The organism is Bacillus sp. C1 (assembly GCF_054570475.1).
The window spans coordinates 180,830-202,434 of record NZ_JBTMZT010000004.1 but is presented as its reverse complement, the minus strand read 5'-3'; the positions used below and the strand labels follow the sequence as shown (position 1 = coordinate 202,434).

Sequence of the window (21,605 nt, the reverse complement as noted above, 5' to 3'; positions counted from 1 at the left end):
TCTTTAGAAGTATTGAGATTTGGGAATAAAAAAGAGGGATAATGACGCTTTATATACGTCGTTATCCCTCTTTTTTGTAAGAGTGTTTCGTTTCACTGGCGATGGTCCATCCAATCATCACTAATAGTGCTGCAAATATTTTGATGCACAGTTTATAAATGTAAGGTAGGTGTTGAAGATAAAGAACAGCAAAAACAGCAATAGCAGCACCGACTATTGCAAGAAGTAACCCGTTGTATTTTTTTAAGAACATGTAGGATCTCCTCTCTGTTGTAATAAAATCCTTTTACATTCGTAATGTAGGATTTGTAGATATAACGAAAGATAATAGGCTAAAATAAGTCGTACTTTAGAAAGATACTGTGACAGTATTTTTGCATCATAGTGGTTGCGTACATTAGCATAAGGAGATATAATTACCAATATACTGTTTATGCGCCCATAGCTCAGTCGGATAGAGCGGTGGTTTCCGGTACCACGTCTGCCGGGGGTTCGAATCCCTCTGGGCGCGTCAAAAGGTCTTAACTTACATTTGTAGGTTAGGACCTTTTTTATTTTTCTCTTGTTATATCTAGTTATAGGACTTACTATTAATATGTAGTTATGATTTATGTAAATCTAAATGAAAAATCAACATCAAACTATGCTTTTTAGGTGGATGAGAGTATCCAATTATGCGTAGAACAGTTTGTATTTTTACAGCCAAAGCAAATAAGTCGGAAAATCAAAATGGATTTATAGAGGAGCAGAAAAAGATAAATCACTTTTCTTAATTAGATGTATATATATTTTTTTATTATTTTCTCTCAATATTATTCATTTTTCGGTTGTAAGATGCGACTTTCATTAATACATATAAATTAATAATATTCGGAATAAGGATATATGCAGGATTTTCCTTTTCGTAAACTTATTGTACAATAGAAACAAGGGGGAGATTAGTTTGAAGGCAAGTCTTTTACAAGAACAAAGCTTACGTTTGACGATGACACAAGAGTTAAGGCAAGCGATTACAATGCTCCAATATAATGTGCAAGAACTATCGGAATTTTTGTATGAGCAATCGTTAGAGAATCCCCTTATTGAGTTAGGTGGCTTTGAGAGGGAGAAGAAAAAGAGTTCGAAAAGTAAAAGTACAAGCAAACAAGTCGAAAATCAAATGGAAATTTATAGCGTGGATTCGGCAACGGTTCAGCAGCATTTATTGGATCAAATACAGTATTACAAAATAGATGAAATAGAGCGAAAGATAGCTTCGTTCATCATTATGAACATGGATGAAAATGGTTATTTACAAGAAACAAATGAAGAATTAGCAGCATTGCTTGCCGCACCTATCCATATAGTAGAACGTGCTATGGAGCTCGTTCAGTCATTAGAGCCAGCAGGGGTGGGAGCTCGTAATATTCAGGAGTGTTTATCCCTTCAGTTGAAGCGCTTACAAAAAAGAGATGTACTTGCGGAAATGATTGTAGATGAACATTTTTCTTATTTTGTTAAGAAAGATTGGCGCAAACTTGTTCAAATGATGAAATGCAGTAATGAAGAATTGCAAGCTTCTGTTGATTGTATTACATCGTTACAGCCGAAGCCAGGGCTTGCGTTTTCTGCTGAGAAACCACTTTATATCGTCCCGGATATTGCAGTGAAAAAAGATGGTGATCGTCTCGTTTTACAAATGAATGAACGGAATATGCCAAGAATTGAAATTCATTCAGAATATAGTGCGCTTCTTCATAATAGTGAGAGTGAAGTTGCTTCTTATGTATCAGAGAAATATCAGCACGTACAATGGATTATGCGGAGTTTAAAACAGCGGAAACAGACGATTTTACAAGTGATGGGAATCATTATAGAAAAGCAACGTGATTTCTTTTGGAATGGTCTGGCATATTTAAAACCACTTTCTTTGAAAGAGGTGGCGGAGGAACTAGGAGTACATGAATCTACTATTAGCCGTGCTACACGTAATAAATATGTACAAACGCCGCACGGATTATTTGAGATGAAATCCTTTTTTAGTAATGCAGTGGTGACAACAGAAGATGAAGTTGTTTCTACAAAGCGTGTTAAACAATTGATTCAAACGCTTGTAGAAAAAGAAAATAAGAAAAAACCACTTTCCGATCAAAAAATTTCCAAATTGTTAGAAGAAGAGCATGAAATTGTTATTTCTCGTAGAACAGTTGCAAAATATCGAGAACAAATGAATATTCCCGCTTCTTCTTTACGAAAAACAATTGGATAGGTGAAGAAGATGAAAGTTGTTTTATATACGAAGAGGGACTGCGGCCTTTGCGAAAAGGCGAAATCTGTCTTAAAAGAAGTGCAAAAGGTGTATTCTTTTGAAATTGAGGAAATAGATATATATGAAGATGATGGGCTCTTAGAAAAGTATCAAATTATGATTCCTGTTGTAGAAATTAACGGAAAACAGGCGGAATGCGGTGTCATTCACAAAGACGTCATAATAAACTATATAAACAATGCAGTTAAGAGTTGAATAAGTTTCTATCTCCTGTTACAATAATACACGTAGCAGGGATTATTTTTTTAACCTATGTGGGACATAAAATGTCACTACGGGACATAAAGTGACCACAATGGAAAATGAACCAATGTAGTGAGGAGAAAAAATATGCGCTCATGGATTCAGAACACAAAAAAATTATTACCTGATCTGCTACCTGTTATGCAAACAAGAATGCAAATTCTTCAGTACATTCGGCTTATGCAGCCGATCGGAAGAAGAAACTTATCTGCAAGTCTTGGTATGACAGAACGAGTATTGCGAAGTGAAGTGCAAGTTTTGAAAGAACAAAACTTAGTTCACGTCGCTTCTTCTGGAATGACTTTGACAGAAGAAGGAACAGCTTTAGTTCTTGCTTTGGAAGACTTTATGAAAGAAATTTCCGGGTTAAAGGTTTTAGAAAAACAACTTAAGGAAACATTAGACTTGGATGAAGTTTTCGTTGTCCCTGGTGATAGTGATGAATCACCGTGGGTCAAACTGGAGATGGGCCGTGCTTGTGTTACTTGTATAAAAGACCGTCTGACAGCGAATAATATCGTTGCTGTGGCTGGAGGAACAACGCTAGCTGCTGCTGCGGACATGATGCAACTAGATTGCAAGGATTTACATATGCTATTTGTCCCAGCACGTGGTGGAATTGGAGAAGGCGTGGAATTAGAAGCTAATACCATTTGTGCGAAAATGGCACAAAATACGATGAGTAATTACCGCTTATTGTATGTTCCAGATCATGTAAGTAGCGAAGCATATGCGTCCATTGTGACGGAACCTTCCGTGAAAGAAGTTCTTGAGTTGATTCGATCTTCCAATATCGTCATTCATGGAATAGGTGATGCGTTAACGATGGCACGTCGCAGAAGTACTTCAGAAGCAGATTGGATGAAAATTAAAGCAAGTGAAGCAGTCGGCGAGGCTTTCGGTTATTACTTCAATGAACAAGGTCATGTTGTTCATAAAGTACAAACAGTGGGCATGCAACTTAAAGATTTACAAAACGTATCTCATGTTGTTGCGGTCGCTGGAGGATCTTCAAAGGCAAAAGCAATACAAGCTGTAATTAAACAAGGGCACACTTCAATTCTAATTACAGATGAAGGTGCAGCAAAACAGTTAACAAAGGGTATTACCCTTTAATATAATCCCCCAAGGAGGAAATTCAAATGACTAAAATTGGTATTAATGGATTTGGACGTATCGGACGTAACGTATTCCGCGCAGCTCTTAACAACTCTGAGGTAGAAGTAGTAGCAATCAACGACTTAACAGATGCTAAAACTTTAGCTCACCTTTTAAAATATGACACAGTTCACGGAACTTTAAATGCAGAAGTATCTGCTAACGAAAACAGCATCGTTGTTAACGGTAAAGAAATTAAAGTTATCGCTGAGCGTGACCCAGCTCAATTACCATGGAGCGACTACGGAGTAGAAGTAGTAGTAGAATCTACTGGCCGTTTCACTAAAAAATCAGACGCTGAAAAACACTTAGGTGGATCAGTTAAAAAAGTTATCATCTCTGCTCCAGCTTCTGACGAAGATATCACTGTAGTAATGGGTGTTAACCACGAACAATACGATGCAGCTAACCACAACGTAGTATCTAACGCTTCTTGTACTACAAACTGTCTAGCTCCATTCGCTAAAGTATTAAACGAAAAATTCGGCGTAAAACGCGGAATGATGACAACAATTCACTCTTACACTAACGACCAACAAATCTTAGACTTACCACACAAAGATTTACGTCGTGCTCGTGCAGCAGCTGAAAACATGATTCCAACATCTACTGGTGCAGCTAAAGCTGTAGCATTAGTATTACCAGAACTTAAAGGTAAATTAAACGGTGGCGCTGTACGTGTTCCAACTGCTAACGTTTCTCTTGTTGACTTAGTTGTTGAACTTGACAAAGAAGTAACAGTTGAAGAAGTAAACGCAGCATTCAAAGCAGCTGCTGAAGGCGAATTAAAAGGTATCCTTGGATACAGCGAAGAGCCATTAGTATCTATCGACTATAACGGATGCACAGCTTCTTCTACAATCGATGCATTATCTACAATGGTAATGGAAGGTAACATGGTTAAAGTACTTTCTTGGTACGATAACGAAACTGGTTACTCTAACCGTGTAGTAGACTTAGCTGCATACATGACTTCTAAAGGTCTTTAATTCTTAGTTTATAAGTTATCAATGACAAAACGAGGGAGAGGGTTTGTTCCCTCTCTCTCTTCTTTCGTTTTAAAGGCAAATGTGATAAGCTTTTGAATGGGTTTTGTCAATCCTAACTAGTCGGAGGGAAATCCAATGAACAAAAAATCAATTCGTGACGTAGATTTAAAAGGTAAACGTGTATTTTGCCGCGTTGACTTCAACGTACCTATGAAAGAAGGCAAAATTACAGACGAGACTCGTATCCGTGCAGCTCTTCCTACAATTCAATATTTAGTAGAGCAAGGTGCGAAAGTTATTTTAGCAAGTCACTTAGGCCGTCCAAAAGGTCAAGTAGTAGAAGAATTACGTCTTACTCCAGTAGCAGCACGTTTAGGTGAGCTTCTTGGTAAAGACGTGAAAAAAGCAAACGAAGCATTCGGACCTGCTGCACAAGAAATGGTTGCAGCAATGAACGAAGGCGACGTATTAGTTCTTGAAAACGTACGTTTCTATGCGGGCGAAGAAAAGAACGATGCTGAACTTGCGAAAGAATTTGCAAATCTTGCTGATATCTTCGTAAACGATGCATTCGGTGCAGCTCACCGTGCTCACGCTTCTACTGCAGGTATTGCAGAATTCTTACCAGCGGTATCAGGTTTATTAATGGAAAAAGAATTAGAAGTACTAGGAAAAGCACTTTCTAATCCAGATCGTCCATTTACAGCAATTATCGGTGGTGCGAAAGTAAAGGATAAAATCGGTGTAATTCGTCATCTATTAGACAAAGTAGATAACTTAATTATCGGTGGAGGTCTTGCTTACACATTCGTTAAAGCGTTAGGTCATGAAATTGGTCTATCTCTATGTGAAAATGACAAAATTGACTTGGCAAAAGAGTTTATGGAACTTGCGAAAGAAAAAGGCGTAAACTTCTACATGCCGGTTGATGTTGTAATCACAGAAGAATTCTCTGAAACTGCAACAACTAAAATTGTTCCTATCGACTCTATTCCTACTGATTGGGAAGGCGTAGATATCGGACCAAAAACACGTGAAATTTATGCAGATGTAATTAAAAATTCTAAGCTTGTTGTATGGAATGGACCAATGGGTGTATTCGAAATGACTCCATTCTCTCAAGGTACAAAAGCAGTAGGACAAGCATTAGCAGATGCAGAAGGTACATACTCTGTTATCGGCGGTGGTGACTCTGCAGCAGCTGTTGAAAAATTCGGTATGGCTGATAAAATGAGCCACATTTCTACTGGCGGCGGTGCGTCATTAGAATTCATGGAAGGTAAAGAACTTCCAGGTGTAGTTTGTCTTAACGACAAATAAGTAGCAGCCAAAGAAAAAGGACGGTGCAAAGCATGCGTAAACCAATTATCGCAGGTAACTGGAAAATGAATAAAACTCTAGCTGAAGCAGTTAGCTTCGTAGAGGAAGTAAAAGGTCAAATCCCAGCAGCTACAGCTGTTGATGCAGTAGTTTGCTCTCCAGCTCTTTTCTTAGAGCGTCTTGTAGCAGCAACTGAAGGAACTGACTTACAAGTAGGTGCACAAAACATGCACTTCGAAAAAAATGGTGCATTCACTGGCGAAATTAGCCCAGTAGCACTTAGCGACTTAAAAGTAGGCTACGTAGTACTTGGTCACTCTGAGCGTCGTGAAATGTTTGCTGAAACAGACGAGTCAGTAAACAAAAAGACTCTTGCAGCATTTGAACACGGTTTAACACCAATCGTTTGCTGTGGTGAAACTTTAGAAGAACGCGAAAGCGGAAAAACATTTGATCTAGTAGCAGGTCAAGTGACAAAAGCACTTGCAGGTTTAACAGAAGAGCAAGTTAAAGCTACTGTTATCGCTTACGAGCCAATTTGGGCAATCGGTACAGGTAAATCTTCTTCTTCTGCAGATGCAAACGAAGTATGTGCGCACATCCGTAAAGTTGTTGCAGAAGCTGTTTCTACAGAAGCTGCAGAAGCTGTTCGTATTCAATACGGCGGTAGCGTAAAACCAGAAAACATTAAAGAGTATATGGCACAATCTGACATCGACGGCGCTTTAGTTGGCGGTGCGAGCTTAGAGCCTGCTTCTTTCTTAGGTCTTCTGGGGGCGGTAAAATGAGAAAGCCAACAGCTTTAATCATCCTTGACGGTTTCGGACTACGTGAAGAAACTTACGGGAATGCTGTAGCGCAAGCTAAAAAACCTAATTTTGACGGTTACTGGAATAAATTCCCTCACACAACGCTTACAGCGTGCGGTGAGGCAGTAGGTCTTCCAGAAGGTCAAATGGGTAACTCTGAGGTTGGTCACTTAAATATCGGTGCTGGCCGCGTAGTATATCAAAGCTTAACACGCGTTAACGTTGCAATTCGTGAAGGTGAGTTCGATAAGAACGAAACTTTCCAAAATGCAATTAAAAGCGTAAAAGAAAAAGGTACTGCTCTTCATTTATTCGGTTTACTTTCTGATGGTGGTGTGCACAGTCACATGAACCACATGTTTGCTCTTCTTCGCTTAGCAGCAAAAGAAGGCGTGGAGAAGGTTTATATCCATGCATTCTTAGACGGCCGCGATGTTGGACCACAAACAGCAAAAGGTTATATCGATGCAACAAATGAAGTGATTAAAGAAACAGGAGTAGGACAATTCGCGACTATCTCTGGTCGTTATTACTCTATGGACCGTGACAAGCGCTGGGATCGCGTAGAAAAATGTTACCGTGCTATGGTGAATGGTGAAGGCCCTACTTATAAATCAGCAGAAGAGTGTGTAGAAGACTCTTATGCAAATGGTATCTACGATGAATTCGTATTGCCGTCTGTAATTGTGAATGAGGATGAAACGCCAGTTGCAACAATCAATAATGATGATGCAGTCATCTTCTATAACTTCCGTCCAGACCGTGCAATTCAAATTGCTCGTGTATTTACAAACGAAGACTTCCGTGAGTTCGATCGTGGTGAAAAAGTACCTCACATTCCTGAATTCGTTTGTATGACACATTTCAGTGAAACAGTAGATGGTTACGTGGCATTTAAGCCAATGAACCTTGATAACACTTTAGGTGAAGTTGTTGCGCAAGCGGGATTAAAGCAACTTCGCATCGCGGAAACTGAAAAGTATCCGCACGTTACATTCTTCTTTAGCGGTGGTCGTGAGGCTGAATTCCCAGGAGAAGAACGTATCTTAATTAACTCACCGAAGGTTGCAACATATGATTTGAAACCTGAAATGAGCATTTACGAAGTAACCGACGCTTTAGTAAATGAAATTGAAAATGATAAACATGATGTTATCATTCTTAACTTTGCAAACTGTGATATGGTGGGCCATTCTGGGATGATGGAGCCAACAATTAAAGCAGTAGAAGCAACTGACGAATGTTTAGGAAAAGTTGTAGAAGCGATTCTTGCAAAAGATGGTGTAGCACTTATTACTGCTGACCATGGTAATGCCGATCAAGAGTTAACTCCTGATGGTGGGCCAATGACAGCTCATACAACAAACCCGGTTCCTTTCATCGTTACAAAGAACGATGTTGAGCTTCGTGAAGGTGGTATTTTAGGAGATATCGCCCCAACAATGCTTACACTTTTAAATGTAGAACAACCGAAAGAAATGACAGGTAAAACAATTATTAAATAATGAAATTGTATATATAAAAGGAGAGAAAATATTATGTCAACAATTATTGATGTTTATGCTCGCGAAGTCCTTGACTCTCGTGGTAACCCAACTGTAGAAGTAGAAGTTTACACAGAAAGCGGCGCATTCGGACGCGCTATCGTACCAAGTGGTGCATCTACTGGTGAACATGAAGCAGTAGAATTACGTGACGGTGACAAATCTCGTTACCTTGGTAAAGGTGTAGTTAAAGCAGTAGATAACGTAAACGAAATTATCGCTCCAGAAATCGTTGGTTTTGACGTAACTGACCAAGCTGGTATCGACCGTGCTATGATCGAATTAGATGGCACTCCAAACAAAGGTAAATTAGGCGCTAACGCTATTCTTGGTGTATCTATGGCAGTAGCTCACGCAGCAGCTGACTTCGTAGGTCTTCCATTATACCGTTACCTTGGTGGATTCAATGCGAAACAATTACCAACTCCAATGATGAACATCATCAACGGTGGTTCTCACGCTGATAACAACGTTGACTTCCAAGAGTTCATGATCTTACCAGTTGGTGCTCCAACGTTCAAAGAAGCAATCCGTATGGGTGCTGAAGTATTCCATGCATTAAAAGCTGTATTACATGACAAAGGTCTTAACACTGCAGTAGGTGACGAAGGTGGATTCGCTCCAAACCTTGGTTCTAACCGTGAAGCATTAGAAGTAATCATTGAAGCTATCGAAAAAGCTGGTTACAAAGCTGGCGAGAACGTATTATTAGGAATGGACGTTGCTTCTTCTGAGTTCTACAACAAAGAAACTGGTAAATATGATCTTACAGGCGAAGGCCGCAGCATGACTTCTGCAGAAATGGTTGATTTCTACGAAGGTCTTTGCAACGACTTCCCAATCATCTCTATTGAAGATGGTTTAGACGAAAACGATTGGGATGGTCACAAATTATTAACTGACCGTCTTGGCAAAAAAGTTCAATTAGTTGGTGACGATTTATTCGTAACGAACACGCAAAAACTTGCTGAAGGTATCGAAAAAGGTATCTCTAACTCAATCTTAATTAAAGTTAACCAAATCGGTACTTTAACTGAGACTTTCGAAGCAATCGAAATGGCTAAACGTGCTGGTTACACAGCAGTTGTATCTCACCGTTCTGGTGAAACTGAAGATGCTACAATCGCTGACATCGCAGTTGCAACTAACGCTGGCCAAATTAAAACTGGTTCTATGAGCCGTACTGACCGTATTGCAAAATACAACCAATTATTACGCATCGAAGACGAACTAGCTGAAATCGCTGTTTACGATGGTTTAAAATCTTTCTACAACTTAAAAAAATAATTGTAGAAAATAAAGACAGACCGTGAGAAATCACGGTCTGTTTTTTTGTTCACAAATATATATATGTTTTTTCTCAGTGAATAGAATACCTTTCTGTATTTGTTATATCGAAATAATAAACGTTAAAATTCAGAAAATAAAAACTTTTATTTTTAGGTCAATGTTTTTGACGTAATTTTCAATGGTAAATTCAGTCATACCAAGGGTGTAAGCGTATAAAAAATGCGATTTTTTCCATTAAGTTGATAAATTGCAGGTTTTTACATTTTATACTATGATAAGAATAGAAAATAGAAGATCGTATAAACATGAGGGATGATGAACATGAAATTTACAAAGATTATTGTTCAAGTTGCCGCTCTTTACGTGTTTTACATGATTGGAACATGGGTGCAAGAAATGTTGGATATTCCAATTCCAGGAAGCTTGATTGGGATGTTTTTGTTACTTGTTTTATTAAGCCTTAAAGTTCTTCCTGTGAAATGGTTTGATGTAGGAGCAGAAACACTCGTTGCTATTATGCCGTTTTTATTGATTCCGCCAACAATTGGTTTAATGAATTACGGTGCTTTTTTTATGGATAAAGGAATTTCTCTTTTCATTACGGTTGTAGCGAGTACATTTTTAATTATTATTGTCGCAGGACATACAGGACAATATCTTGCGAATAGAAAGGAAAAAGAGACGAGATGAGCCAAATATTAATCGGAATTGGTTGGGTTATTCTTACAGTGCTATTATATCAATTATCGAAAAAGATTTATAAAGTATTGCCAACACCATTTACCATTCCAATGATTGTAGCAACGGCACTTATGATTATTTTATTACTTGTGTTGGATATACCATACCAAACATATATGCAAAGTGGTGGTGGCTGGATTTCCAAATTGCTTGGTCCAGGTGTAGTAGCATTTGCAATTCCACTATATAAACAGCGTCATGTGCTCCGAAAATATGTTATACCAATTGCAGGTGGTGTATTAGTCGGAACAACCGTTGCGATTGCAAGTGACTTAGTAATCGCGACGCTTATGGGAACAGATAAAAGCTTAATTTTATCTTCTTTACCAAAATCAGTAACAATGCCAGTTGCAATGAGTGTATCAGAGCAAGTTGGCGGCGTTCCATCGTTAACGGCGGCATTCGTTGTTGTCGCTGGGATTACAGGAACCATTACAGGCCCGCTTCTATTGAAATGGAGCCGCGTTACAAACTCTGTTGGTAAAGGAATCGGTTTTGGATGCGCATCACATATTATGGGTGTGATGAGAGCAATGAAAAATAATGAACATGAAGGTGTTATTGGATCGGTAACAATGACATTAACTGCAATTTTAACTTGTTTGCTCGGACCGTTATTTGCAGGTTTGTTTATATAATGAAGAAAAGTGAGAGCGGCGAACAGCTCTCGCTTTTCTATTGGATTTGTGCTAAAGTTGGATTAACTGAATTTTTGTAGGAGGAACGCCCGATGCATACGTTATTATCAGTTTTACTTATTGTTGTATCGATTTTCATGATTGTTTTAGTACTTATGCAGTCTAGTAATAGTTCAGGCCTTTCAGGTGCAATTTCAGGCGGTGCAGAGCAATTATTTGGTAAGCAAAAAGCACGTGGAATTGAAGCGGTATTAAACCGTATTACTGTAGTTGTAGCTGTACTGTTTTTCGCACTAACAATTGGTGTTACGTACTTAAGCATATAGTAAAGGCTTGCTTTTTAACGATATGGAAAAGAAGAAGTGTTTGCACACTCGTGTGAATAGTTCTTCTTTTTTATTATGTAGAAAAAGTTTCTAATTAGATTATGGAAATGGAACTATGGTAAACTAAGGAATATATAGAAACAATACGACTAGATTACAGAAGAGAAAGAGGAGAAGATGATGATGAAATTAGCATCTCCGAAACCATTTACATTTGAAGGCGGGGACCGTGCTGTTTTATTACTACACGGATTCACGGGGAATTCAGCTGATGTACGTATGCTTGGGCGTTTTTTAGAGAAAAAAGGCTATACTTGTCACGCCCCGATTTATAAAGGACACGGTGTACCGCCAGAACAGCTTGTTCATACAGGTCCTGAAGACTGGTGGAAAGACGTTATGGCTGCGTATCAACATTTGAAAGATCAAGGATATGAGAAAATCGCCGCTGTTGGACTATCACTTGGTGGTGTCTTCTCGTTGAAACTTTCTTATACATTACCAATTTTAGGGGTTGTCCCAATGTGCGCGCCAATGTACATTAAGAGTGAAGAGATTATGTACCAAGGGATACTGGCATATGCTCGTGAATATAAAAAACGTGAACAGAAGTCACCAGAGAAAATTGCAGAAGAAATGATGGAATTTAAAAAGACACCAATGAATACGTTAAAAGCACTGCAAGAATTAATTCGTGATGTTCGCAATAATGTTGACATGATTTATGCGCCAACATTTGTTGTACAAGCACGTCATGATGAAATGATTAATACAGACAGTGCAAATATTATTTATAACGGTGTAGAATCCACGTTGAAAGACATTAAGTGGTATGAAGACTCTACGCATGTCATTACGCTTGATAAGCAGCGTGATGAGCTACACGAAGATGTATATAACTTCTTGGAGCAACTAGATTGGTAAGATCTAGTTGCCTCTTTTTTTCATAGGGAATTAAAAGCATTTTTTAGGTTGGGAAGAGAGGATCCGCCCGAGGATAGAAGCGGTCAGGGCCTTTATTAGCCCTATGCGGAGTTAAAACAAAAAGTGGAGAGTTTCTTTTATTTTCATAACCGCGACTTAGGTGTTTGAAAAGCAAAAAGGATTTATATAGAAAGAAGCTTTTAATAGGAGCATGATGCAGAGAATAAATGGTGAAAAATAGGTGTTTATAGAAGTTTCACTTTATACATCGTTCACCTTTCGGATACACTAGATAATATGAGGATTTAAAGGAGGTATTTGTGCTTGGAAGAGATCATTCAAGAACATATTGATAAGTTGTTATTATTTATGAAAGAAGAAGCGTATAAACCGCTAACGATACAAGAATTAGAATCGGCTTTTGGGATTGAAGATTCCGCAGGTTTTAAAGATTTTGTTAAGGCACTTGTTATGATGGAGGAAAAGGGACTTGTTGTGCGTACGCGCAGCAATCGCTACGGTCTTCCGGAGAAAATGAATTTAGTGCGCGGTAAATTAATTGGACATGCACGTGGTTTTGCATTTGTTGTTCCAGAAGAGAAGAAAACTGGGGATGACGATATTTTTATCCCACCTACAGAATTAAATGGTGCACTTCATGGTGATACAGTATTAGCTCGTATTAGTTCACAAACTAGTGGATCGCGCCAAGAAGGTACAATTATTCGTATTGTAGAAAGAGGTACGAAGGAGTTAGTTGGTACATATACAGAGTCAAAAAATTTCGGGTTTGTACTTCCAGATAATAAGCGCTGGACAAGTGATATTTTCATCCCGAAAAGTGCGTCGATGGGTGCAGTAGAAGGTCATAAAGTTGTTGTGAAAATTACAAGTTACCCGCAGGATCGTTTAAGTGCGGAAGGCGAAGTAATTCAAATTCTCGGTCATAAAAATGATCCAGGTGTAGACATTTTATCTGTTATTCATAAAAACCACCTACCACTAACATTCCCAGAAGATGTGATGGAACATGCGAACAGTGTACCAGAAACGATTTCAGAAGAAGATTTAAAGGATCGCCGAGACCTTCGCGACCAAATGATTGTGACGATTGATGGTGCAGATGCAAAAGATTTAGATGATGCGGTAACCGTAACAAAGCTTGAGAACGGTAACCATAAACTTGGCGTTCATATTGCGGATGTAAGCCATTATGTCCAAGAAGGTTCTCCAATTGATGTGGAAGCAGCGGAAAGAGCGACGAGTGTGTATCTTGTAGACCGTGTTATCCCGATGATTCCACACCGTTTATCAAACGGAATTTGTTCATTAAATCCAAAAGTTGATCGTCTTACACTATCTTGTGAAATGGAAATCAATCACCTTGGTGATGTTGTTAGTCATGAGATTTTCCAAAGTGTAATTAAAACAACAGAGCGTATGACATATGCAGATGTAAGAAGCATTTTAGAAGATGAAGACGAAGCGTTAATGGAGCGTTATGAGCCGTTAGTACCAATGTTTAAGGAAATGGCACAATTAGCGCAAATCTTACGTGACAAGCGCATGAGACGCGGCGCGATTGACTTTGATTTTAAAGAAGCAAAAGTATTAGTAGATGAAGAGGGTAAACCAACGGATGTTGTAATGCGTGATCGCTCTGTATCAGAAAAACTCATTGAAGAATTCATGCTTGTAGCCAACGAAACAGTAGCGGAGCATTTCCACTGGATGAACGTACCGTTTATGTACCGCGTCCATGAAGATCCGAAAGAAGATAAGTTAGAGCGTTTCTTCGAATTTGTAACAAACTTCGGTTACGCGGTAAAAGGACGTGCGAATGAAGTACATCCTCGCGCGCTGCAACAAATTCTTGAAATGGTAAAAGGACAACCTGAAGAAGTCGTGATTTCAACAGTGATGCTTCGTTCCATGAAACAAGCACGTTACGATGCAGATAGCTTAGGACACTTCGGTTTATCAACTGAATTCTATACACACTTCACATCACCAATTCGTCGTTATCCAGATACAATTGTTCATAGATTGATTCGTGAATATATTATTAACGGTAAAATTGATCATGAAACACAGGCGAAGTGGCGTGAAAAATTGCCGGAGATCGCAGAGCATTCCTCTAATATGGAACGCCGTGCTGTTGAAGCAGAACGCGAAACAGATGAACTGAAAAAAGCAGAGTATATGCTTGATAAAATTGGTGAAGAGTACGACGGTATGATTAGCTCTGTCACAAACTTCGGTTTATTCGTAGAGTTACCGAATACAATTGAAGGTCTTGTTCACGTAAGTTATTTAACGGATGATTACTACCGTTATGACGAGCAACACTTCGCGATGATTGGTGAGCGTACAGGGAATGTCTTCCGCATCGGTGATGAAATTACAATTCGCGTTATTAACGTAAATAAAGATGAGCGCGCAATTGATTTTGAAATCGTCGGTATGAAAGGAACACCAAGACGTAAATTCAAAGATCGCCCAGTTGTTATTGAACAACCAAAAGGTGGTAGGAAGAGACGCAATGGTCGCGCCGAACGTAATAACGAGCGTAGTGGTAGCGCACGTGGCAATGAACGCGGTAGCGGACGCAAACACGAACGTGGTGGACAAGGGAAAGCATCCGGCCGCCCGGGACAAAAAGATGGCAATGGTAAAAAGAAAAAGCCATTCTTTGAAAATGTACCAGGATTTAAGAAGAAAAAGAAAAAACGTAAGTAAGAAATAAAAAAGATGGTTTCAGTATGATTGTGCTGAAACCATCTTTTTTAAGATTCATTACATAGTGAAACGTAAAAAGAATAGTTGCTGTAGTCTATATCGTGTTGGTTTTACTGAATCCTTACTATATTGACATTCGCTCCTGTTATTGTTCTAACGCCACCTGCATTATTAACTAACGTTAATATATTCGGCGCAGCACCAGTAGTAAGGACGGCTCCTGACGATAAAGATACTGTACTCCCACCCGTTTGATTTGTTGCTCTAGATTGTGTTCCGCCAACTATAGCTCCATTTAATTGAAATTCTAATTCTGCAGTACCAGTTCCTACACCAGATTCAGCTTCGAAAAAAATCCAGTATGTTTGGTTAGGTGATAACGAAATATCAGTAGATCCTGCTGTATGTGTAATCGCTGTACCATTAATTTCAGCATTAGTCGCGAAGGGAACTGCTGCTCCATCAGCGACATTTTGTCCGGCAGCATTAATGATACGGGCACTATCAGCGGTTATGTTAGGTCCAGTGTTGCCAGTCGGTCCAGTGTTGCCGGTCGTCCCGGTATTGCCAGTCGGTCCAGTGTTGCCTGTCGCCCCGGTATTGCCAGTCGGTCCAGTGTTGCCTGTCGCCCCGGTATTGCCAGTGGGTCCGGTGTCGCCAGTGGGTCCGGTGTCGCCGGTAGTCCCGGTGTTGCCAGTCGGTCCAGTGTTGCCTGTCGCCCCGGTATTGCCAGTCGGTCCGGTATTGCCAGTGGGTCCGGTGTCGCCAGTGGGTCCGGTGTCGCCAGTAGTCCCGGTGTTGCCAGTGGGTCCGGTGTTGCCAGTAGATCCGGCACTGCCAGTGGGCCCGATGTCGCCGGTAGTCCCAGTGTTGCCAGTCGGTCCAGTGTTGCCAGTCGGTCCAGTGTTGCCAGTAGTCCCGGTGTTGCCAGTAGATCCGGCACTGCCAGTGGGTCCGGTGTTGCCAGTGGGTCCAGTATTGCCGGTAGTCCCGGTGTTGCCAGTAGATCCGGCACTGCCAGTGGGTCCGGTATTGCCGGTAGTCCCGGTGTCGCCAGTGGGCCCGATGTCGCCGGCAGGTCCGGTGTTGCCTATCGGTCCAGTGCCGCCAGTAGCTCCGGTGTCGCCAGTAGTCCCGGTGTTGCCAGTGGGTCCAGTATTGCCGGTAGTCCCGGTGTCGCCAGTGGGCCCGATGTCGCCGGTAGTCCCAGTGTTGCCAGTCGGTCCAGTGTCGCCGGTAGTCCCAGTGTTGCCAGTCGGTCCAGTGCCGCCAGTAGCTCCGGTGTCGCCAGTAGTCCCGGTGTTGCCAGTGGGTCCAGTATTGCCAGTAGTCCCGGTGTTGCCAGTCGGTCCAGTATTGCCGGTAGTCCCGGTGTTGCCAGTAGATCCGGTACTGCCAGTGGGTCCAGTATTGCCGGTAGTCCCGGTGTTGCCAGTAGATCCGGCACTGCCAGTGGGTCCGGTGTCGCCTGTCGGTCCAGTGTTACCAGAAGGTCCAGTGTTACCAGAAGGTCCAGTGTCGCCAGTAGTCCCAGTATTGCCAGTGGGTCCGGTGTTGCCAGTAGATCCGGCACTGCCAGTAGACCCAGTATTACCAGTCGCACCCGTGCTCCCGGTAGGCCCTATGCGGCAAGTGGGATCAATTGGTGGAAGCGGAAATGGACAAAAATAATTACAATAGGGACTCTTTTTTCTGTCCTTATCTTTAGACATTGTCTACCTCCTTATATGTATGAGAAAAATCTCTTATTTTTCATTCGGTTACTATCTATAAAATGTTAGGCAGCGAACAAATAATACTATAAGGGATATATTTTATTTTTTTGTTTTGTTTGGATAGATTTAGTGATAGCCCAAATTTCATTTAGAGTAAGTATAAGGATAGTGGATGATAAGAAAGGAATGTACGAGAAGAATAAGAGAAGTTATGTAGGAATCCTTATTTATGTTTGATCAGTAGCTTCTTCTGCTATATTTTGCTACAATAGTACAAAATGGAGGGAGGCAGCAAGAGACATGCCAAAAGGTCAAGGGAAAGTAATCGCACAAAATAAAAAAGCATTTCATGATTATTTTATCGAAGAAACATACGAGGCAGGACTTGTCCTTCAAGGAACGGAAATTAAGGCAATTCGCGCTGGGCGTGTTAACTTAAAGGATGCGTTCGCACGTATACATAATGGTGAAGTATGGGTATATAATATGCATATTAGTCCGTATGAACAAGGGAATCGTTTCAATCATGATCCGCTTCGTACAAGAAAATTACTTCTTCATAAAAAAGAAATTGAAAAGCTTATGGGTTATGCAAAAGAAACTGGTTATTCGTTAATTCCAGTTAGAATCTATTTGAAAAATGGATTTGCAAAAATGGCACTTGGTTTAGCAAAAGGTAAGAAACAATATGATAAGCGCCATGATTTAAAAGAGAAAGAAGCAAAGCGTGAAATTGCACGTGCGTTCCGCGATCGTCAAAAGATGTAATACAGAAATTTACATTTGTAAAATGAGAAACGTATGATATAATAATTTTTGTAAGGCCAGTTGAACATTGAAAAACAGCTCATTAAGTAGCTATCACGAATATACTTCGTATGCTCCATTTCTTATATGGGGACGTTACGGATTCGACAGGGGTAGTTTGAGCTTAAGTTGCGAGTCGAGGGGATCGGCCTCGTTAAAACGTCAAAGCCAATAACTGGCAAACAACAAAACAACTTCGCTTTAGCTGCTTAATACAGCTTAGCGGTTCCTCCCTCCATCGTCCATGTGGTAGGGTAAGGGACTCAAACTAAGTGGACTACGCCGGAGTTCGCCGTCTGAGGGCGAAGGAAGAGAACAATCAGACTAGCAGCTTGGAAGCCTGTCGATAGGCCGAAAAGTTTGCGAAACGCCAATATATCGACTATGCTCGTAGAAGCTTAAGTGGCAATATCTTTGGACGTGGGTTCGACTCCCACCGTCTCCACCAATACATATTTGGTGGTTTTTTTATTTTGTATATAACAAGAAGCATAAGATGGCCGTTTTGGCCAACTTATGCTTCTTTTAGTTTACGGTCAATTTATGCTTCCACCAAGTTAAACCTTCTAATACTCCTTTTTATAAAAAAGCATATAAATACTTTAATCTTTCCAAAACTGTTCCAGTAGAATGACAATCATGGTACCTACGAGTAATCCATTACTTAAAACATATTGTAAGGAAGGAGGAATTCCGCTAAATGCACTTTCTGGAAGAAACATTATTCCCAAACTGATTAATAATGAAATTCCTAATATAGTTAATCGACGTTGATTTAATTCTTCACGTAAAATCGATTGAAATGAAATTCCTATTATTTGGACAAATGTTGCTAAAAGTGCAGCATTAGCAATAGGACCTGGTAGCAAGGATATAAAGCTTACAATTGAGGGAATAAAAGAAATTCCTGCTAATATAAGACTTGCTATAAGGAACGACTTCACTTTTCTTTGTCCTGTTAGTTGAATAAATCCTGCTGATGCAGGTAATGGTACAATTCCAATTGTAGAGAACAACGACGAGATAATATGTGATATACCTCCGACCCATACACCACGATTCAGTGTTTGCTTTTCATTTTCTTTAGATAACGGAGCCACTTGTTTTACAGCCGAAATAGCAGCAATCGTATTCGCAACTAAAAGAAATGTAAATAAAGTTGCAGTTAGAGTCATTCCAATATCGAATCTAGGTGTGCCCCAAGCAAATATCTCTGGTAACTTAACTAACGGTGTGTGAGAAGGCATATGAGATGATTTTCCTAATAAAGCATACAAAAGCCAACCACATGAAATTCCGATTAACACAGCGTAACTTTTCATCCATCCTTTCCCTTTAATTGATAAAAAAGTAATAAGGGCAAAAGCAAAGAGCGCAATAGTAGCTGTTGTATAATCAGGTTGAGTTACAGATCCTTGTAATCCCATCATTCCTTTTAGTAACACACCACTAAGCTGAAGAGCTAAGATTAAAAGAAAAGTTCCTGTAACCAAAGGTGTAAATAAACGTAAGGTTCGATGCACAAGCCCTGTTATACCAAAGACGAAGAGTAATATACCTGCAATAATTAATCCGCCTTCTAAAAGTTGTAATACATCTTTTGCACTTTGTCCCTGATGCATAGCGACTTGTCCCAATATGACAAATATACTTACCCATGAACCGGCTGGACCATCTGCAATGGGATAGCGATGCCCAAACCATGCTTGTATAAATGAACTTACTCCCATAACTAAAAAAGTTTGTTGCATTAATGTTGAGATATCTTCTATTGATAAATGGAATATGCCACCAATAATGATAGGCAATGCAATTGCATTTGCTAATAGAAACACAAACCACTGTAGAATACTAAAGCTCGTATCAAAATATTTTTTATTCATATTACTCTCCTTTGCCGAAAAAGAATCTCATAGTAAAAATCCATCCTTTCTACACAGTTAGATTAAAAAGGATGGATTTTTTTAGAACTATAAATTATTTTAATTGTATAGATAGATTTTCAATTAATTACCATGTACGGAATGGTAAGAATTTCCCGTTAAGTGTAATAACAATACGAGGATCGCCACCTTTTGGATCTTCTTGTGTGTCCACACCTAGATTGAAGTTAATTGCACTCATTACACCTTCGCCAGCTTTTTCTAAGATTAGTTCTCTAAGAGTTGGTGCGTATTGTAACATCATTTCATATAATCGATATAAGATTGGGTCAGTAGGAGGCATTTGCATTACTTGACCTCTAAGTGGAACTACTGTTAATGCTTGAACTACTTCTTCATCTAATTCTAATAGTTTACCGATTTTTTCTGCTTCTGAACGTGTCATTGTAGCTTGTCCTAATAACGCTGTTACAACCCAAGTCTCAGAGTTTTCACTTACTTTTGAAATTTCTTCCCATGTTAAACCTTTTTTAATTTTTGCTTCCATAATTTTTTGTGTAGCTTCTTGTCTATTCATATCTAATAACTTCCCTTCATTTAAGTAATAATAATTAATTTTCCATATCATTTAATGCTTTATATCCATCAACTACTAAATCTAATTTACCTGTGTGAGGATCAATAACTAAACCATGTACAGGAACATCTTTGGGAATAAGTGGATGATTTCTTACTAAATCAACATTAGCTTGAGTTGAATCGCAGACATCATCGAATCCAAATAACCATTTTTCAAGGTCAACACCAGCATATTCAATAGCTGATAAAATTTCTGGTGAAGCTACTCCACGATCTAATATTTTTTGAAGTGTTCCTTTTGGATTAGTTTGACTCGCACCACATCTATGGTGTCCGATAAGAAAGATTTCATCTGCATTTAGATCATATACTGATGCTACAACACTTTGCATAACACTATCGAAAGGAGAAGCAATCTTACCACCTGCATTTCTGATAACTTTTGCATCACCATCGTGTATATCTAAAGCTTTTGGAAGTAGCTCAATTAAACGAGCATCCATGCAAGAAACAACAACCATACGTTTTTTAGGCATTTTTGTCGTTTCACGAGGAGCGTATTCCTTGTTTTCTACAAATTGTTCATTGAACGATAAAATATCTTGTAATAACATATTTGTAACCTCCTTTAAATCTAGATGTATTTTTTTGTTGTGTCCTCTGTGTTATAAGTAAATATAACTGATAAACAATGTGATGTAAGAGGATAAACTAAGTATAGTGAATTGTATCGATAAGCAGAATAAGTTGGCGAAACACTTTCTGGCTTTCTACTTTCATGGTGAAAGGATTGGTTTATATCATTGATCAAACAGATTTTGAGATACTGAAATTATTAGGAGAAAACTCAAGAATACAATGGAAAGAACTTGGTCAAAAAATACATATGACGGGGCAGGCTGTAGGAAATCGAATTCGGAGATTAGAGGATTTAGGGATTATTGAACAATATACAATCGCAATAAACCGAATCAAACTAGGACAAATAGTGACTGCATTTGTTACTTTGTTTGTAACAACAGCTAATCACCAAGAGTTTATGAATTTCTTTCAAAAAGAAGAAGGAATTTCTGAAGTACATCGTATAAGTGGTGAAGGATGTTATCTATTAAAAACACATTTTGCTTCTAATGAAGAATTGGATAACTTTCTAGGGCGACTATTAAAGTATGGGAATTATCGTGTTAACCTATCAATAGGAAAGTTAAAATAAGGTTTCTTTTCTTCGGAGGGGATAGTAACGTTATTTGCTAATCCCTATTTGTATAGAGATAATAAAGTCGTTAACTTTTTATCTTGGATAGTAAGGCTTTTTAAAGTTGTTTGAAAAATGCGAGTCATTCTATTCAACAATTGGGCTGAATTGTTGAGGGAAACAGGAGACAGTTTTTGCAAGGGAATCATAAACAATTGTGATTAATAACAGGTATACATCCCATTTCTTTAAGAGCTATTCTACGGAAGTCACAAAGGCTACCGTAGAATAGCTCTCCTATCATTAAGTTATTATACAAAGACACTTTTGTTAGAGTTAATGGGTTTATCATATAAAGATTCTAATGAATAAGATAGTAATTTTGAATATCCTATGT

20 protein-coding genes, 1 tRNA gene and 1 other RNA gene are annotated in these 21,605 nt (G+C 39.2%); 18 read left to right on the top strand and 4 right to left on the bottom strand.

The window, feature by feature from the left end; genetic code table 11:
- Positions 1-61: 61 nt before the first annotated feature.
- Positions 62-253 carry a hypothetical protein gene (locus tag ACX5JI_RS14830; RefSeq protein WP_459501802.1) on the bottom strand — a complete coding sequence of 64 codons (192 nt, stop codon included), beginning with the start codon at positions 251-253 and terminating at the stop codon, positions 62-64.
- A gap of 182 nt (positions 254-435) precedes the next feature.
- Here ACX5JI_RS14830 and ACX5JI_RS14825 point away from each other — a divergent pair.
- From ACX5JI_RS14825 to ssrA, 17 genes are all read left to right on the top strand, one after another.
- Positions 436-511 (top strand) — tRNA-Arg (locus tag ACX5JI_RS14825).
- Positions 512-943: 432 nt separating this feature from the next.
- Positions 944-2,248: an RNA polymerase factor sigma-54 gene (gene rpoN, locus ACX5JI_RS14820; protein ID WP_459501801.1), complete on the top strand. Its 1,305-nt coding sequence runs from the start codon at positions 944-946 to the stop codon at positions 2,246-2,248.
- Positions 2,249-2,257: 9 nt separating this feature from the next.
- A complete protein-coding gene (locus tag ACX5JI_RS14815; RefSeq protein WP_459501800.1) occupies positions 2,258-2,503 on the top strand; it encodes a glutaredoxin family protein in 246 nt (81 codons plus the stop codon).
- A gap of 135 nt (positions 2,504-2,638) precedes the next feature.
- On the top strand, positions 2,639-3,667 hold the full coding sequence (gene cggR / locus ACX5JI_RS14810; protein WP_459501799.1) for a gapA transcriptional regulator CggR: 1,029 nt from the start codon (positions 2,639-2,641) through the stop codon (positions 3,665-3,667).
- Between the two features lie 26 nt (positions 3,668-3,693).
- The gene (gene gap / locus ACX5JI_RS14805) at positions 3,694-4,698 is read left to right on the top strand and encodes a type I glyceraldehyde-3-phosphate dehydrogenase (RefSeq protein ID WP_000161236.1); all 1,005 of its coding nucleotides are present in this window, start codon (positions 3,694-3,696) and stop codon (positions 4,696-4,698) included.
- A 135-nt stretch (positions 4,699-4,833) separates the two neighbouring features.
- Complete coding sequence (locus ACX5JI_RS14800; RefSeq protein WP_459501798.1) at positions 4,834-6,018, top strand: phosphoglycerate kinase; 1,185 nt, start codon at positions 4,834-4,836, stop codon at positions 6,016-6,018.
- 32 nt (positions 6,019-6,050) lie between these two features.
- Positions 6,051-6,806 carry a triose-phosphate isomerase gene (gene tpiA, locus ACX5JI_RS14795; RefSeq protein ID WP_459501797.1) on the top strand — a complete coding sequence of 252 codons (756 nt, stop codon included), beginning with the start codon at positions 6,051-6,053 and terminating at the stop codon, positions 6,804-6,806.
- A complete protein-coding gene (gene gpmI / locus ACX5JI_RS14790; protein WP_459501796.1) occupies positions 6,803-8,332 on the top strand; it encodes a 2,3-bisphosphoglycerate-independent phosphoglycerate mutase in 1,530 nt (509 codons plus the stop codon). The genes tpiA and gpmI overlap by 4 nt, the downstream gene beginning before the upstream one ends.
- 33 nt (positions 8,333-8,365) lie before the next feature.
- The gene (gene eno / locus ACX5JI_RS14785; RefSeq protein ID WP_459501795.1) at positions 8,366-9,658 is read left to right on the top strand and encodes a phosphopyruvate hydratase; all 1,293 of its coding nucleotides are present in this window, start codon (positions 8,366-8,368) and stop codon (positions 9,656-9,658) included.
- 324 nt (positions 9,659-9,982) lie between these two features.
- A complete protein-coding gene (locus tag ACX5JI_RS14780) occupies positions 9,983-10,351 on the top strand; it encodes a CidA/LrgA family holin-like protein (RefSeq protein WP_459501794.1) in 369 nt (122 codons plus the stop codon).
- Positions 10,348-11,040, top strand: a complete 693-nt coding sequence (locus ACX5JI_RS14775) for an LrgB family protein (RefSeq protein ID WP_459501793.1) — start codon at positions 10,348-10,350, stop codon at positions 11,038-11,040. Before ACX5JI_RS14780 ends, ACX5JI_RS14775 begins: the two co-directional genes overlap by 4 nt.
- Positions 11,041-11,132: 92 nt before the next feature.
- Positions 11,133-11,366: a preprotein translocase subunit SecG gene (secG, locus tag ACX5JI_RS14770; protein WP_459501792.1), complete on the top strand. Its 234-nt coding sequence runs from the start codon at positions 11,133-11,135 to the stop codon at positions 11,364-11,366.
- 183 nt (positions 11,367-11,549) lie between these two features.
- Positions 11,550-12,290 (top strand): alpha/beta hydrolase, encoded by a 741-nt coding sequence (locus tag ACX5JI_RS14765; RefSeq protein ID WP_459501791.1) that lies wholly within the window; start codon positions 11,550-11,552, stop codon positions 12,288-12,290.
- A gap of 324 nt (positions 12,291-12,614) precedes the next feature.
- Complete coding sequence (gene rnr / locus ACX5JI_RS14760) at positions 12,615-15,029, top strand: ribonuclease R (protein WP_459501790.1); 2,415 nt, start codon at positions 12,615-12,617, stop codon at positions 15,027-15,029.
- A 489-nt stretch (positions 15,030-15,518) separates the two neighbouring features.
- The gene (locus ACX5JI_RS14755; RefSeq protein ID WP_459501789.1) at positions 15,519-16,700 is read left to right on the top strand and encodes a hypothetical protein; all 1,182 of its coding nucleotides are present in this window, start codon (positions 15,519-15,521) and stop codon (positions 16,698-16,700) included.
- 344 nt (positions 16,701-17,044) lie between these two features.
- The gene (smpB, locus tag ACX5JI_RS14750; RefSeq protein WP_459501788.1) at positions 17,045-17,512 is read left to right on the top strand and encodes an SsrA-binding protein SmpB; all 468 of its coding nucleotides are present in this window, start codon (positions 17,045-17,047) and stop codon (positions 17,510-17,512) included.
- A 128-nt stretch (positions 17,513-17,640) separates the two neighbouring features.
- Positions 17,641-17,999: a transfer-messenger RNA gene (gene ssrA / locus ACX5JI_RS14745) on the top strand.
- Positions 18,000-18,153: 154 nt separating this feature from the next.
- On the opposite strand, the gene ACX5JI_RS14740 is transcribed toward ssrA, so the two are convergent.
- The 3 genes from ACX5JI_RS14740 to ACX5JI_RS14730 form a co-directional block, all read right to left on the bottom strand.
- Positions 18,154-19,434, bottom strand: coding sequence for a purine/pyrimidine permease (locus ACX5JI_RS14740; RefSeq protein ID WP_459501787.1), 1,281 nt, complete (start codon positions 19,432-19,434; stop codon positions 18,154-18,156).
- Between the two features lie 127 nt (positions 19,435-19,561).
- Positions 19,562-20,011, bottom strand: a complete 450-nt coding sequence (gene cynS, locus ACX5JI_RS14735; protein WP_098474169.1) for a cyanase — start codon at positions 20,009-20,011, stop codon at positions 19,562-19,564.
- A gap of 34 nt (positions 20,012-20,045) precedes the next feature.
- The gene (locus ACX5JI_RS14730) at positions 20,046-20,627 is read right to left on the bottom strand and encodes a beta-class carbonic anhydrase (protein WP_459501786.1); all 582 of its coding nucleotides are present in this window, start codon (positions 20,625-20,627) and stop codon (positions 20,046-20,048) included.
- 167 nt (positions 20,628-20,794) lie between these two features.
- Between ACX5JI_RS14730 and ACX5JI_RS14725 the strand changes: the two genes are divergently transcribed.
- Entirely contained in the window at positions 20,795-21,226 is a 432-nt protein-coding gene (locus tag ACX5JI_RS14725; RefSeq protein WP_459502041.1) for an Lrp/AsnC family transcriptional regulator, read from the top strand.
- Positions 21,227-21,605: the final 379 nt, after the last annotated feature.

Coding starts and splice junctions, on each gene's coding strand:
- cynS (WP_098474169.1), bottom strand. CDS start 20,011: ATGAATAGACAAGAAGCTACACAAAAAATTATGGAAGCAAAAATTAAA.
- ACX5JI_RS14765 (WP_459501791.1), top strand. CDS start 11,550: ATGAAATTAGCATCTCCGAAACCATTTACATTTGAAGGCGGGGACCGT.
- secG (WP_459501792.1), top strand. CDS start 11,133: ATGCATACGTTATTATCAGTTTTACTTATTGTTGTATCGATTTTCATG.
- gpmI (WP_459501796.1), top strand. CDS start 6,803: ATGAGAAAGCCAACAGCTTTAATCATCCTTGACGGTTTCGGACTACGT.
- ACX5JI_RS14755 (WP_459501789.1), top strand. CDS start 15,519: ATGATACGGGCACTATCAGCGGTTATGTTAGGTCCAGTGTTGCCAGTC.
- ACX5JI_RS14815 (WP_459501800.1), top strand. CDS start 2,258: ATGAAAGTTGTTTTATATACGAAGAGGGACTGCGGCCTTTGCGAAAAG.
- smpB (WP_459501788.1), top strand. CDS start 17,045: ATGCCAAAAGGTCAAGGGAAAGTAATCGCACAAAATAAAAAAGCATTT.
- ACX5JI_RS14780 (WP_459501794.1), top strand. CDS start 9,983: ATGAAATTTACAAAGATTATTGTTCAAGTTGCCGCTCTTTACGTGTTT.
- ACX5JI_RS14830 (WP_459501802.1), bottom strand. CDS start 253: ATGTTCTTAAAAAAATACAACGGGTTACTTCTTGCAATAGTCGGTGCT.
- ACX5JI_RS14740 (WP_459501787.1), bottom strand. CDS start 19,434: ATGAATAAAAAATATTTTGATACGAGCTTTAGTATTCTACAGTGGTTT.
- eno (WP_459501795.1), top strand. CDS start 8,366: ATGTCAACAATTATTGATGTTTATGCTCGCGAAGTCCTTGACTCTCGT.
- tpiA (WP_459501797.1), top strand. CDS start 6,051: ATGCGTAAACCAATTATCGCAGGTAACTGGAAAATGAATAAAACTCTA.
- cggR (WP_459501799.1), top strand. CDS start 2,639: ATGCGCTCATGGATTCAGAACACAAAAAAATTATTACCTGATCTGCTA.
- ACX5JI_RS14730 (WP_459501786.1), bottom strand. CDS start 20,627: ATGTTATTACAAGATATTTTATCGTTCAATGAACAATTTGTAGAAAAC.
- gap (WP_000161236.1), top strand. CDS start 3,694: ATGACTAAAATTGGTATTAATGGATTTGGACGTATCGGACGTAACGTA.
- ACX5JI_RS14775 (WP_459501793.1), top strand. CDS start 10,348: ATGAGCCAAATATTAATCGGAATTGGTTGGGTTATTCTTACAGTGCTA.
- ACX5JI_RS14800 (WP_459501798.1), top strand. CDS start 4,834: ATGAACAAAAAATCAATTCGTGACGTAGATTTAAAAGGTAAACGTGTA.